Consider the following 13,244-nt stretch of genomic DNA (forward strand, 5'->3'; position numbering starts at 1 on the left):
CTGCTTTTCTCGCTTTCGCTCTTCATTTCAGTAGAACTAAGTCTATTTACACTTATTTTGCCAGTTATTAAACTGTAACTCATTCGTTTCACCATCAGTATTCAGGCACACTAGTCTATACTGATTATCCCTCCCCTCCTACTTATGCAAGAGACTGTAAACAGACGACAGTTTCTCACCACGGCTGGTTTATCAGCTTTGGCACTCACTGCTGCAACGAACCAGTTATTTGCCCGAACCAGCAAACCGTCCGGCCTGAAAATTGCCTACTCAGCCATTACGTGGGGCGGAAACGATGCACAGGCAATCACAGATCTGGCTTCTCTCGGTTATCATGGTATTCAGCTTCGCGCCAATGCGTTTGGACCCTATAAAGCCAAGCCCTCTGAATTGAAAGCCTTACTTGATCAGAACCACCTGGCTCTGGCTATGTTTTCGAGTGGAAATGTGGAAATTGACCCAGCTAAAGAACAGAGTACCATTGATATGCACGTAGCCCACGCAAGTTTTGTGAAAGCACTTGGTGGGTCGGCCATTCAGTTAACGAACTCAGCGCGGCCTAAAGATCGACTTCCAACGACCGAAGAGTTGAAACGACTGGCGTTTGTTATGAACGAAATCGGTAAGCAAACTGCCGACTTGGGTATTCAGGCTACCTATCACAATCATATGAGTCAACTCGGCGAAACCCCTGAAGAAGTAGAGATAATTGTGCAGGCCATGAATCCCAAGTACATGAAATTAGAGCTTGACATTGCTCACTATAAACAAGGTGGTGGGCAACCCGAAAAGGCTGTCAAGCAATACAAAGACATTATTTACGCACTTCACCTGAAAGACACAATGTCGCCCCTCCCCGAAAAACCTGGTGATCCCAAAGCATACAAATTTGTGGAACTGGGACGGGGAAATGTAAATGTTCCGGCGGTATTCAAAGCCTTAGATGAGATTAAATTCAGCGGTTGGGGAATTGTTGAGTTAGATGGTGTACCCGAAAAAGACAAAACGCCCATTCAGTGCGCTCAGATCAATAAAGACTATATTACTAAAACGCTCCACGTTCAATTGTGAAATTGACTAGATGGAAACGGAGTTCTGTTTTCGTTTTTCCACGTATTAACACTATGAAACAACTAATCTTATCCGGCTTTCTGGCACTGAGTTTACTTGCGGCCAAAGGCCAACAAGCTCCCAATACACTAACAGCACAGGAGAAAAAAGACGGCTGGAAATTGCTCTTTGATGGCAAAACCACTAACGGTTGGCGTGGTGCTTACAAAGACAAATTCCCCGAAAAAGGCTGGGAAGTTACCGATGGCATGCTGACGATCCAACAATCGAACGGCTCTGAATCGGAAAGCTTCGGCGATATTGTTACCACTAGCGAATACACTGATTTTGACCTTGTCTTTGATTTCAAATTAACTGAAGGCGCCAATAGTGGTGTCAAATATTTTGTGGCCGAACAAAGCCCAAAACCAAAAGGATCAGCATTTGGCCTTGAGTTTCAGGTATTGGATGACGACAAGCATCCCGATGCGAAACTGGGTCGCAATGGCAACCGTACGGTTGGTTCTCTGTATGATTTAATTCCAGCAACTGGCAAGCAAGCCAAACCAATTGGTGAGTGGAATACAGGACGCGTTATTTCGAAAGGTAAACACGTTGAACACTGGTTAAACGGGAAAAAAGTAGTCGAGTACGAACGAGGCAGCGAGCAATTCCGCGAATTGGTTGCTATGAGCAAATATAAAGCCCCCGAATATAACGCCAATGGGCGTTTTGGTGAAGCGCCTAAAGGTCATATTCTACTTCAGGATCATGGTAATCGGGTATACTTCCGAAATATGAAGATCAAAACACTTTAAAAGGCTTTACGTGCTACAGCCAATAGTCTTTCTATCATCGTTTATCGTATCTTTTTTTAAACACATTAAATTTTATGGAAAATCGGCGTGAGTTTATAAAAAAATCGGCAGGGGCCGCCGTCGGCTTAGCAGGACTGGGGATGAGTTTCTCAGCCAGCAGTTACGCCCGTATACTAGGGTCGAACGACCGCGTTCGGGTCGGCATCATCGGTTTTTCCGACCGCTTCCGGCAGTCGCTGGCACCTGCGTTTGCGGAACATGCCAAAGCCCAGAATTTTGCTTTTGTGGGCGTTTCCGACCTTTGGAATCGGCGTCGTGACGAAGCTGAAGAATATTTAAAAGGAAAAGGTTTGAACGATAGTACATTTTTCAAAGCTCGTAATAACGACGAACTCCTCGACCGCAAAGATGTCGACGCTGTAATTATTAGCACGGCCGACTTCCAGCATGCACTCCACTGCACTGCCGCCGTTGAATCGGGCCGGGATGTGTATTGCGAAAAGCCCTTCGCCGAAGCTTTGGATGACGCTCGCAGAGCCGTTAAGGCCGTCGAAAGTTCAAAGAAAATTGTGCAGGTTGGCTCGCAACGCCGGTCAGCACCGAACTACCATGCGGCCAATGACTTTATCAGATCGGGTAAGTTTGGCGACATTACGATGGTCGAAATGACCTGGAATGTCAATCAGCCGGGTCGCTGGCGCCGGCCTAAGTTGGTGTCGGAAATTCGCAAAGAAGATACCGACTGGGATCGCTACCAACTTAACCGTCCCAAAACTGCATGGGACCCACGCAAATACTTGGAATTCCGGTTGTTTTACCCTTACTCATCAGGTATTCCTGGTCAATGGATGTCCCACCAAATTGATACAGTACACTGGTTCAGTGGCTTAGATCATCCACGTAGCGTAGTTGCCAATGGTGGTGTCTATAGTTGGAAAGATGGTCGTGTCAATGCTGACACCTTTACAGCCGTGTTCGATTACGGCCCGGACAACGATAAAACTAAGGGCTTTCAGGTGTTATATTCCTCGCGGATGAACAACGAAGCTGGCGGTGTAAAAGAATACTACTTCTCGAATGGCGGCATGATTAACCTCGACACGAACAAGATTTCGCCCGAAGGAGGTCTGGAAGCGAAATATGCCAAAGACATGAATATGCAGGCGAATCTTCTGCCCACCATGTCACTTGGAGAAGCCGCTAAAATGGAAACTTCCGCCAACACCGGTGGCGATCCAATGACTTCGCTACATATGCTGAACTGGATGGAGTGTGTGCGTAGCCGTAAAGAACCAAATGCACCTGCCCGCGTAGGATTCAATCACTCAGTTGCTAACATCATGGCCACAATGGCTCTGCATACCGGCAAACGTGTAACCTGGGATTCGACCAAACAAGATGTAGTTGTTAGTTAGTGTTTAGTGAATTGGGTGGAGTAAGTGGAATGGTAGTAAACCTGCTTCACTTACTCCACCCAATTCATTTATTACCTTTCAATAGTGCTGCTCCTATCTGGCAGCTTAAGCATTTCTTTACGGAACAAAACTCATTATAGAGTTCAATAGCCGCCTGCGAATCGAAGGCTGTGTGGATACCCAGTCCAAGAGTGTCCCAGCCTTCGGTCAGTCGGTTTTTTTCAGCAGGTAGCTGCTCTAGCAAATCAATGGCTCTGTCAATATAAGCTGGTTCACCCCGATGATGGGCATAGGCTGCCAGCAATGGTACAACTGTATTAATCACAATGTTCTCGGCAGAGTTTAGTCCCAAAGCCGAAACACCTTTTTCAGTTTGTTTACCAAAGCGGTAATGCGATTGCCAGTAGTTGGTTGGCGATACTTGTAAGGCTTTAAGTAAGGTTCCAATATCTCTCGTACCTACAAAGAGTGAAAATAAACTGGCATGATGCGTTATCAGGCGAGTTAACTGTGCCAATCGTAATGTAGGAAAATTAGCGGGCCGCAGCCTCCCCCACTTCCAGATGTGCGTAGCCATCTGTTTATCAGCAAGTGCATATTTAGAGGCCATAAACCGGTATTCGCGCTGAAGCGTCTTCATATAATCGTCCGCTTCATCTGTTTCCAATAACCCAGCTGTACCAAACAGCATCGCTTCTACTTGTACTAATACATCACGATGTTTCAGAATCGCTTTTAAGGGCACAGCGCGGCTAAGTTGCGCCATGGGATCAGCATTGATTTTAAACCCCATATTTATCGCTAACAATCGGTAGGCGGTTTCCTCCCAATCACCACCTGTTTGTTCAGCTAGTTGCTGAACCCCTCCCGCCTTCCTCTCCAATCGTTGCAGCATGGCTTTGTCCAGCATTGATGTAATGCGTAAGGGAGCAACGTTCCGAAATTGTCCGGCACAAGGTATAGGCTCCTGCGAGTCGCCTAATACTTGATAGCGATCCAGAAAGCTTGAATCAGTAAGAGGTTGTAGTTCGAGAGTAGGTAATGGTGTCCCGTTAGCCCGGTCGACCCGACGACCATTGGTAGATCGATCATCTTGCCAGACAACATGCAGAATGACATTGTCGTAAGCCCGGTCGTGCTGATGACCATGCACGAGCCAATCCGATGTTCGGGTATGCATCTCAACTGTACCAACCCACTCTACTTCATTGATCAATAACCGGGCGTTAATGAAATCAGGTCCAGCATTGTAGTTACGAAAACCCGGATGTAACACCTGCACAGGCTCACCGTCGGTAGTCAGGAGGTTGTTTCTAGTGAAATACTGGTGTTGCCAAATAAAATATAGAAAAATTTCAGGCACGAGTCAGTAGATAATTAATAGTAAGTATCATTTATATCAACTCAATTGAATGCTGAATATAAACACACTTACTAAAATAATATATCTACAACTATTCCTTATTCTAAAATTTAGTGATATTAGCCAAGTGCTTCGCCATCTCCTCTTGTAAAGCTTTGGCTTCTATTCGTGCCCGATCGGCAAAATCTATCCCATCTGATGCATATAGAATACTTCTGGATGCATTCACCAAAAGGCCTCCAGAAGCAGTCAAACCTCGCCGGGATACTTCCTCAAGGCTACCACCCTGTGCGCCTACACCGGGCACAAGCAGAAAGTTATCAGGAGCGATTTCTCTAATACGACTCAACTCATCAGCTTGTGTAGCTCCTACAACAAACATCAGCTTATCTGGTCCGGCCCAAGTGTGTGCCGTGTCAATTACCATTTCAAATAACTCCTGATCACCTACTTGCTGGCGCTGAAAATCGGCACTACCGGAATTGGATGTCAGTGCTAAAAGAATAATCCATTTGCCTTCATAAGCTAGAAAAGGCAGGACAGAATCCCGGCCCATGTAGGGAGCTACAGTCACCGAGTCAAACGATAGTCCAGCAGCTGTGGGATCGAAAAAAGTGCGTGCATACAGATCTGACGTATTGCCAATATCGCCCCGTTTAGCGTCGGCAATGGTGAAGCAATTAGCTGGAATATAGTCCAGTGTTTTCTGTAGGCTCTCCCAACCCCGAGGGCCCTGCGCTTCGTAAAAAGCAATATTGGGTTTATAAGCTACGGCTAAATCGGCGGTAGCGTCAATAATTGCTTTATTAAATGCAAAAACCGGATCGGGTTCTGTTAGTAGGTGGCGAGGAAGTTTGCGAGGGTCAGTGTCTAAACCAACACACAAGTAGGACTTTTTTTCAAAAATCAGATTACTTAGCTCCGAATAGGTCATGTTGAAATAAGGAATCACAGACAAAAGATTCTGCCCAAAATTACAACTTACAGTCTCGGTTTCATAAATTTGCCCATAAGAGACCTTCGTTTACGAAACATCACTTTATTATGCAAGTCCGTCAAACGGCCATTGAGGGCCTGATCGAATTAATTCCACGCGTATTTGAAGACGAGCGCGGCCATTTCTTCGAGTCCTATAATAAACCTCTTTTCGTATCGCTGGGGCTACCCATGGAATTTGTGCAGGATAATCAATCCTTCTCTGTAAAGGGTGTTTTGCGAGGATTACATATGCAACATTCCCCTTTTGCACAGGGGAAATTAGTGCGGGTTATTACTGGACAAGTGTTGGATGTTGCTGTTGATTTACGACCAGATTCGCCAACGTTTGGCCAATACGAAACTTTTTTGCTGGATGCAAAACTGGCTAATATGGCCTATATTCCAGAAGGCTTCGCACATGGTTTTGTTGCTTTGGAAGACAGTATTTTCAGCTATAAATGCACAAACGTTTATAACAAATCGTCTGAATCCGGCATTATCTGGAACGATCCAGAGCTAAATATTAACTGGGGAGTCAGTGATCCTATTGTTTCGGAGAAAGATCAGGAGTTAAAGACGCTACGAGAAGTTTTATCTCAGGCAGTAGTGTGATTATATGTAAGATATAGGATGTATGATATAGGTGGGACGAAAACACTATATCATACATCCTATATTATTATTCACTTCTCATACATTTCCTCCAATACTTTCCGACCCACTTTTCGCGCTGATAGTGGGTTCTGCCCGGTTACTAATCGCTCGTCGACTTCAATATAAGGCAAAAAGGGTATTAAGCCCTTACTATAAAGTGCTTTTTTCTGGCGTAGGGCGTCTTCGAGAGAAAACGGCACTTCCTCATCGAGCCGAACAAGCTTTTCTTCCATATTTGAGAAACCTGTTACCTGGCGATTATCAATCAACAGAGAGCCGTCAGATAGCATAACATTAAGCAGCGCACTCACTCCATGACAGACAGCGGCCACCATACCGCCACTTTCATAAACCTGCTGGGTAAGCCGTTGCAAAGCCAGATTATCCGGAAAATCCCACATAGTCCCATGTCCACCAGTAAAGTAGAGAATCTGGTAGTTCGAAGGGTTAATATCATCTAGCTTCAGAGAATTATCTAACTTCGAGCGAAATGTCGGATCATGATACCATTTTTCATTAATCGTATCACGTCGCTCAATACTCCTCTCGTCAATAGGTATAGTTCCTCCTAAAGGACTGGCTATATCGTAAGGCAGGTTTCGCCCAGCCAACTCATCATAGAAATGCGTGGCCTCGCTCAGCCACAAGCCCGTTTTTTGGAGCTTTGTTGGATAGTCTGCATGGTTTGTACAGACAATTAACGCACGATAAATAGGGTCCATGAGTAAGTTGACAGCGGCAGTTTACGGTAAATAATCCGCACTTCGGGACGAAGATAAAGGGTTTATAGTAAAACCGTCTATTGGCAGATACTTAAACTCTCTTTCAAATCGTCAGGCTTTTTATTGGCCCAATTTCCAGATTCAGCGCCCCGCATGGACGAACAACTGAGCATATATTATAAGCTGGCTTTATAATATATGCTCAAAGTCAGTAGTTTATTATAACCGATAGTAAACTACTGATAATAAATATTTTGTGTAATGTCAGTTAAGCAAATAAAAATTTGTCGAATCAAGAGTTTATCTTATCAAATAAGTTGGTGTTTCGTTATATTTGTTGGTAAACCGTACTGTACTAGCTATTATGCAAAACTTAACTTATGAATCTCTACAAGCCGAATATGCCTGGATGCTTGTATCCGATCAGCTTCAGCAACGAAATAACGTACTAGCCAAAAGTATATCACATATGGAGCGCAGTCCGAAGGAGTTACCCATGGCCAGCCGCTTAATAATCCTTCGTTATCATCTTAAAATGAGTTTGCGCCAACTAACACAGGCAGCTCGTCAGCAAAAGCCAGAAGCTCAAAACAGTAATCGATTAGCTGATCAGTGGCAACACATTCATCAATTATTTTTTTTACTTCGTCAGATCGATAACGAGCTTGGTCGAGCTACTTCCGAAAGCCAAGCTTTACGCTCGTGGATGAAGTCGCTTGATGGACGTGTTTATCGGTCAGCACTAGTGCATTTGAACTAAATAGTTCTTATAAATCAGTTAGGGGTTAATTCACGGGAAACTATCTCCGTGAATTAACCCCTAACTGATTTATAAGAACTAGACCTACGCGGGAGCCCTTTCGCTAGTTGTTTACCGCTTTCGATTTGAAGGGATGTATTGAATTCTTTTCACAGTAACCAAAGCACAACCAGGAACACAAGGAGCATCAATATCTGTTGTTGGGTCAATTGGATCGGGAGTAGGGCCATCCGGACTAGTGGCAACCCAGGCTAACTCAACCCAGGCGTTAGGCTGTGCTTTATCGGTAATAGGCTCAAATGCAATTTGTCCAATATCAGCTTCAAGCCAATTATCGTTTGAGCTCAAATCAATTGTATAGGTATGGAATTGACCGTCATTAATTACTGGGAATTCCATTATCCGGTCACCAGTGCCATATATTGTTATATCATCACTTCTACGCCATTTAAGGCGAAATTTATCACTTTGCGTATTAAATGCCGCCCGCAAATATATTTTCGGATTACTACGCCCTTTCCAAAAAACGAATGGCGATAAAATACGCGCATTTGTTGCATCGTCTAGCATAACATGCAATTTCCCTGAAATAGGCCACCCAGTATCGGTTGCATGATAATAAATCCAGCCCTTACGCGCCGTATCGAATAAAAAATTAGGACCAGTAGGCGAGTGAGTTTTACCATATACGTATGAACGTATGTTATCTATATGACCTAAAATTAGTTCGTAATCCCACTCATGAACCAAATTATAATCAAATACGACCTTATTGGTAGCTGCGATATAGGAAGCAACTGTACTCGTCTCATCTCCACTTAGGTCTGCCCCAAAATAACCTCTTTTAAATTCGTAGTTACCAGGTGCATACAAGCCAACTCCATAGCCGTTCTCATTCGTCGACGCCATCCAGGGTTCTGTAGGAAAGACATCTCCAAAAATCATAGTTTGAGGAGGCTGTATCTGTTCCAGTGAGAGCGAGCCATTTGTATAAGGACTAGTACCGTTATATAACCACATTTTATGGTAATCACCGGTCAAATACACACAAGGAAACTCTTGCTGGCGAGCCTCGTATTGAGTCTTATCAGAGCGCGACAAAACTACCTTTACATGAACCTTTACTACGTTACCATCTAAACGAATCCAGTGCTCTATTGTAGCTTCTCCTGGTTCATTATTAAAAGCAAATTGCTTGGGAATGGTTTTTGTATGAAGCAGGTTGTCTTGCTTTTCGACTAAAAGTACCTGTGCTGGATTAAAATATACGTCACCTGCCTGTATTGGATTCCACCCCAGACCAATCCAAGCGGGGTTTCCATTTTGGGAGTAGTCATAGGGGCCACCATAGAGACCTATTTGTATCTGCCGACCCAGGTCAGTACGCCCACCAATAACTGGATTACTCACCATATTCCGGGTATTCACTTTACCACCTTGATCATTCTGAAATGTAAGGTAGGTAATAGCACCACCAGCGTTTGTGTTAATGCCCACCTTTATCTGCGAATTCTCAATTGTTTGTAAGCCGTCGGCTGCCAAACGAAGTGATGGCGACGCACCTGGAATGGGAGACGAATTACGAATCTGAGCAATTAACAGAGTTGGTGCCCATATAAAGGCAACAAAAAATACACGACTCCAATACGAGAATTTACTAAAGAGGATATGGGTCATATAAACCGGCACGATTTGATATACTAATGAGGTGTTTACAAATAATATGCCAAATGATCCTCATCTAACAAGTTAATAATTTTAAATATATGTTAACTATTTGTTTAATCGACTCAACTCGGTATCAGATAATGCACCCGACTGAATTAACAAACGATGCCTGAACGTAACAGCCTGACCTGCTGGTAGTGTATAATTTAAGGCGGGTGCCTTTCCACTACTCATGATTGATGGCCCTAATGGATTGGCAGCAAACAGACCATAGCCACGGGCATGCCAATACGTCGGATAGCCTATGTTTTTGGCATGATCTAATAGAACAACCGAAAGCGCTTCTCCATTAATAACGCCTGTTAATTTTACCCATTGTGCACGGGTTCCCCAAACAGCATCACCCTCTACACCCTCACTGCTGTGATATAGGCCCGTTACACCTTTATTATTCAGCACTGGCACTTTCGTCTCTACACCTTGTGCATCGGTGAAAACCTCTGGTTTAGTAGATGGTTGTTCGAGTTGACGAGCAACCCGCAAGGCAATCATTCCTTCTTTATTATCTTTAAAAACTACTTCTTTATCAGTGGCCTTTAATGTGGTAATACGCTCAATCGTACGATTGTTAGCTGTAGCCTGGAACTCATAAGTAGTCGTTTCCTGAAGCATGGCTTTCCCATCTTTATCGAGCCAATCGGCAGTAACAATTAACTCCGCTTTGCCCTTTCCGCTTTTCATAGATTTAATCCCAGTATGTACAATGGTTCCAAATGGGCCTTTGTGCTCGGGACCAACCTGAATAGAGTTATTCCAGAAATCGTGACCATTTACGTCACCATAATTGAACCACATACCTACGTGGTGGGGGTGGTCAATGCGCTCATCAGGCCGTGGGTCGAGTGGCCAGCCACGTGTGATAAAGTTACCTCCGGCCGATAAAATGGGATATAAGACTGGCTTTTTTAAAACCGTTGGTCCAGGGTAAATATAGGCAGTGAAGGGCTTCCCATCTACTGTAACGGTAACACGTTTCTGTGCTTCGTCATGAGTGAGTTGAATCTGATTCGACTGAGCCTGACTCGTTAGAATCATACTCAAAAAGAGGAAAGCAGTAAAATAGTAACGCATCAGCTAATTAGTTAGTCAAAGGTAGAAATCCGGGTTGCAACTCAAGCAAATCGCCCCGACCTAAAAAGTCGGGGCGAATAAAATGCTACTGAATACAAAGATATAACGCAGGCTAATTACCTAATAAAATTTTATTCGTTACGTCCTGGTCAATCGTGATATAACCTGGATAATTAACCTGCTTACCCAGCAAATCCAGCGTTGGCTTAATTTTAATGGTCAGTTTTGAAGGCTGAGTTCCAGCTGCTCCCGACAAATTTTGTACTAATTGGGTAAACGCATCACGCGTTTTACTATCTGTAAGCAGTTGATAAGCATTGGTGTTTAACTGAACCGGCACCCGCGTACGCCCACCACCGGGCTGTACTTCAATACGTTGATTCAGGAAACCATTGAACAATTCCTGCCCAGCTAATAGAATACGATATTCCAATTGATTAATTCCTGCCAGTTTGTTAGTTGGATTAGTGATATCAATATTCAAGCGGGCGTTCAATGGTACATTACGCGTCAGCAAGCCCGTCGCTAAACGAGGATACTGAGCGGGATTAATATCTTCTACTTTTCGTAGCTGCCGAACATCGATACCTGCCAGGTAGATACTATCGGCGGAAGCAATCGTATAACGGCAATTGCCCAGCGTTTTCGCCTGAGAAATCTGGTTATTGACACTGCATTGGCTAAACAACAACGGCAATGCAGCCAACAATAAAACAAGTGCTTTTTTCATAATTGGTCTTTAGTCCTTTTTGTATAAACGTTCGACAGTGAGAAAAGGGTTTGGTTTAATTGTTTTTAACGAATACCATTCGCGTCCGGTCGGCATTGGCAATCTTTTTACGAGAATCGCTATAATCGGCACAAGTAGCCCAAGGAAACCTTCCTCCATGCGTTGTTATATGACGAACATACGTGACATGGTCACCATTAATAGTTAAGGTGCCCTACAGGATTATTATTCGTTTTACGGTAATTTACTCCCAGGAAAACTTCAGCAAAGATACGCCCTGCCGAGGCAGATCCATTTTCACAGTAACCTCACCCGATTTCACCGGAATCCATTCGGGCGAGGTGAGCAATTGAAGTTGGCCCGCTTTCTCCAATTCGGCTACTTGCTCGGGCGTCAGCGTTTTAGGCGATCCCATTTTTTTCCAGACTTCATACGAATTGCTGAACTGCTTATCAATTCTATAATGTTGAAGCAACACTTTCTGCCCCGGAACGCCCTTTATTTGGACTGAGACGGGAGCGTCGGGCGCAGGGAGATTATCGTCATGATAATTCCAGACCATTACAGAAGCCGTTCTCGCATCTTTCGTAGCGAAGGCATTGATGTCATCTTCAGCCCGGACGCTCTGATCCCGAATTCGGGCGTAATCGTAGGCAAGGCCGCCTTTCACGGCAACCCGATTACCCTGCATCATCCCAAACATTCGGAATACGTTCAGCACGGGTTTATCGACACCATTGGTAGCCAGATCGCGAAACCCACGAAACCAAGCCTGATCTTCAAACTCGAAAGCCCACGTAACGGCTCCTTCCAGATTCACACCACGAGCCTGGGCCAGGTCGTATTTTCGGGCAAATGAAGCTGCCGTATAACTGGAATACATGGTTCCATTCCGATATGCATTCTGGGGATGTAAATCTTCTGAACAAGCCGCACATCCTTCGGGGTCGGATTCGCCAATGATAATCGGCAGGTGTTTCAGCGTCGGGTAAGAAGCCACAATCTCAAAGCCTTTGTCAATATCCCGAAGCTGTGTGCCCATATTCATTTGAACAGCACCATTCACCAGTTTGGGCGCGCCCTTGGCATGAAATGTAATGAAATCAATGGGTGTACCTGTTTTACCCGTCACATAGTTTTTGCCACTAACGACGTGATCCATAAAGGCTTTAAAAAACTTGGCTGATACGTCCCAATTAGGGCCGGTTACTTCAGGCCCGCCCACCTTAGCCGTTGGTAAAGCGCGTTTAACAGCATCGGCAGTGTAATCATAGAGCTTGATGTATTCGTCGGTGGTACCTTTCCAGTAGCTAATGTTGGGCTCGTTCCATAGCTCCCAATACCAGCTTTCAACTTCTTTCTGACCATATCGGCTCACCGAATGTTTCACCCACTGATAGACCAATTCACCCCATTTCGCATAGTCTTTCGGCGGATAAGCCCAGCCGGTATAAATATCGTTGTAGTTATCGCCGGGTTTCCAATAGTGTCGATATGGTTGAGGGTGCGTCGATAGCGCTTCAGGCATGAAACCAATCTGGGCAATGGGCTTCATCCCCCGCTCTATATACGTATCAAAAATTTTATCGACAATCGTCCAATCATAGACTGGGTTGCCTTTTTTGTCTTCAGTATAGGCATTAGTCGAGCCCCATTTCAAAGCTGCTTTTCCATCGCCAGTAACCAACAGACTGTGCGCTCGTACATTAACGGGCACCTTACTCAACTGCGAGATTTCGGTAAGCAGTTTCTTTCCGTCTTTCATGTAAGTGTAGTTCGGTTCATCGTAACCAAACCACGCCCAGATGGGCTTAATGGGACCTTTATCGGCTGCCAAATCAACCTCAATGGCAACGGATTTGGGCTGGCTGACCTGCGCTAGACTTGTATTGATTATCCAGAAACTGAGCAGTGTAACGAATAAGTGGGTAATCTGTTTCTGTTGCATCATGAAT

At 44.5% G+C, this 13,244-nt stretch carries 12 protein-coding genes; 5 read left to right on the forward strand and 7 right to left on the reverse strand.

What is annotated here, in order from left to right:
* The first annotated feature begins 144 nt into the window (after positions 1–144).
* The 3 genes from GO755_RS16015 (at position 145) to GO755_RS16025 (ending at position 3,283) form a co-directional block, all read left to right on the forward strand.
* Positions 145–1,071 carry a sugar phosphate isomerase/epimerase family protein gene (locus tag GO755_RS16015; protein ID WP_157586176.1) on the forward strand — a complete coding sequence of 309 codons (927 nt, stop codon included), beginning with the start codon at positions 145–147 and terminating at the stop codon, positions 1,069–1,071.
* Positions 1,072–1,124: 53 nt separating this feature from the next.
* Positions 1,125–1,868, forward strand: a complete 744-nt coding sequence (locus GO755_RS16020) for a 3-keto-disaccharide hydrolase (protein ID WP_157586177.1) — start codon at positions 1,125–1,127, stop codon at positions 1,866–1,868.
* Between the two features lie 74 nt (positions 1,869–1,942).
* Positions 1,943–3,283, forward strand: a complete 1,341-nt coding sequence (locus tag GO755_RS16025) for a Gfo/Idh/MocA family protein (protein ID WP_157586178.1) — start codon at positions 1,943–1,945, stop codon at positions 3,281–3,283.
* Between the two features lie 64 nt (positions 3,284–3,347).
* Here the strand turns inward: GO755_RS16025 and GO755_RS16030 are convergent, their stop codons facing one another.
* Both GO755_RS16030 and pyrF read right to left on the reverse strand, forming a co-directional pair.
* Positions 3,348–4,646, reverse strand: a complete 1,299-nt coding sequence (locus GO755_RS16030; protein ID WP_317165887.1) for a DUF2851 family protein — start codon at positions 4,644–4,646, stop codon at positions 3,348–3,350.
* 103 nt (positions 4,647–4,749) lie between these two features.
* Positions 4,750–5,580, reverse strand: a complete 831-nt coding sequence (pyrF, locus tag GO755_RS16035; RefSeq protein WP_157586389.1) for an orotidine-5'-phosphate decarboxylase — start codon at positions 5,578–5,580, stop codon at positions 4,750–4,752.
* A 110-nt stretch (positions 5,581–5,690) separates the two neighbouring features.
* Here pyrF and rfbC point away from each other — a divergent pair, with 110 nt between their 5' ends.
* Positions 5,691–6,236: a dTDP-4-dehydrorhamnose 3,5-epimerase gene (rfbC, locus tag GO755_RS16040; RefSeq protein WP_157586179.1), complete on the forward strand. Its 546-nt coding sequence runs from the start codon at positions 5,691–5,693 to the stop codon at positions 6,234–6,236.
* 71 nt (positions 6,237–6,307) lie between these two features.
* Here the strand turns inward: rfbC and GO755_RS16045 are convergent, their stop codons facing one another.
* Positions 6,308–7,000: a type 1 glutamine amidotransferase domain-containing protein gene (locus GO755_RS16045; RefSeq protein ID WP_157586180.1), complete on the reverse strand. Its 693-nt coding sequence runs from the start codon at positions 6,998–7,000 to the stop codon at positions 6,308–6,310.
* A gap of 364 nt (positions 7,001–7,364) precedes the next feature.
* On the opposite strand from GO755_RS16045, the gene GO755_RS16050 reads away from it, so the two are divergent.
* Positions 7,365–7,760 carry a hypothetical protein gene (locus GO755_RS16050; RefSeq protein ID WP_157586181.1) on the forward strand — a complete coding sequence of 132 codons (396 nt, stop codon included), beginning with the start codon at positions 7,365–7,367 and terminating at the stop codon, positions 7,758–7,760.
* A gap of 111 nt (positions 7,761–7,871) precedes the next feature.
* Here GO755_RS16050 and GO755_RS16055 read toward each other — a convergent pair whose 3' ends face one another.
* The 4 genes from GO755_RS16055 to GO755_RS16070 all read right to left on the reverse strand — a co-directional run bounded on the left by GO755_RS16055 (position 7,872) and on the right by GO755_RS16070 (position 13,240).
* Positions 7,872–9,437: a hypothetical protein gene (locus GO755_RS16055; RefSeq protein ID WP_227686974.1), complete on the reverse strand. Its 1,566-nt coding sequence runs from the start codon at positions 9,435–9,437 to the stop codon at positions 7,872–7,874.
* 96 nt (positions 9,438–9,533) lie between these two features.
* On the reverse strand, positions 9,534–10,559 hold the full coding sequence (locus GO755_RS16060) for a DUF6807 domain-containing protein (protein ID WP_157586182.1): 1,026 nt from the start codon (positions 10,557–10,559) through the stop codon (positions 9,534–9,536).
* Positions 10,560–10,671: 112 nt separating this feature from the next.
* A complete protein-coding gene (locus GO755_RS16065) occupies positions 10,672–11,289 on the reverse strand; it encodes a hypothetical protein (protein ID WP_157586183.1) in 618 nt (205 codons plus the stop codon).
* A 244-nt stretch (positions 11,290–11,533) separates the two neighbouring features.
* On the reverse strand, positions 11,534–13,240 hold the full coding sequence (locus GO755_RS16070) for a GH39 family glycosyl hydrolase (protein WP_157586184.1): 1,707 nt from the start codon (positions 13,238–13,240) through the stop codon (positions 11,534–11,536).
* Positions 13,241–13,244: the final 4 nt, after the last annotated feature.

The sequence above is a fragment of the Spirosoma arboris genome (assembly GCF_009754945.1).
GTDB lineage: Bacteria > Bacteroidota > Bacteroidia > Cytophagales > Spirosomataceae > Spirosoma > Spirosoma arboris.

What these genes read in the sequence shown, in the direction of transcription:
- GO755_RS16065 (WP_157586183.1), bottom strand. Translation starts at nt 11,289, where the DNA reads ATGAAAAAAGCACTTGTTTTATTGTTGGCTGCATTGCCGTTGTTGTTT.
- pyrF (WP_157586389.1), bottom strand. Translation starts at nt 5,580, where the DNA reads ATGACCTATTCGGAGCTAAGTAATCTGATTTTTGAAAAAAAGTCCTAC.
- GO755_RS16070 (WP_157586184.1), bottom strand. Translation starts at nt 13,240, where the DNA reads ATGATGCAACAGAAACAGATTACCCACTTATTCGTTACACTGCTCAGT.
- GO755_RS16025 (WP_157586178.1), top strand. Translation starts at nt 1,943, where the DNA reads ATGGAAAATCGGCGTGAGTTTATAAAAAAATCGGCAGGGGCCGCCGTC.
- GO755_RS16060 (WP_157586182.1), bottom strand. Translation starts at nt 10,559, where the DNA reads ATGCGTTACTATTTTACTGCTTTCCTCTTTTTGAGTATGATTCTAACG.
- GO755_RS16045 (WP_157586180.1), bottom strand. Translation starts at nt 7,000, where the DNA reads ATGGACCCTATTTATCGTGCGTTAATTGTCTGTACAAACCATGCAGAC.
- GO755_RS16055 (WP_227686974.1), bottom strand. Translation starts at nt 9,437, where the DNA reads ATGACCCATATCCTCTTTAGTAAATTCTCGTATTGGAGTCGTGTATTT.
- GO755_RS16020 (WP_157586177.1), top strand. Translation starts at nt 1,125, where the DNA reads ATGAAACAACTAATCTTATCCGGCTTTCTGGCACTGAGTTTACTTGCG.
- GO755_RS16050 (WP_157586181.1), top strand. Translation starts at nt 7,365, where the DNA reads ATGCAAAACTTAACTTATGAATCTCTACAAGCCGAATATGCCTGGATG.
- GO755_RS16015 (WP_157586176.1), top strand. Translation starts at nt 145, where the DNA reads ATGCAAGAGACTGTAAACAGACGACAGTTTCTCACCACGGCTGGTTTA.
- rfbC (WP_157586179.1), top strand. Translation starts at nt 5,691, where the DNA reads ATGCAAGTCCGTCAAACGGCCATTGAGGGCCTGATCGAATTAATTCCA.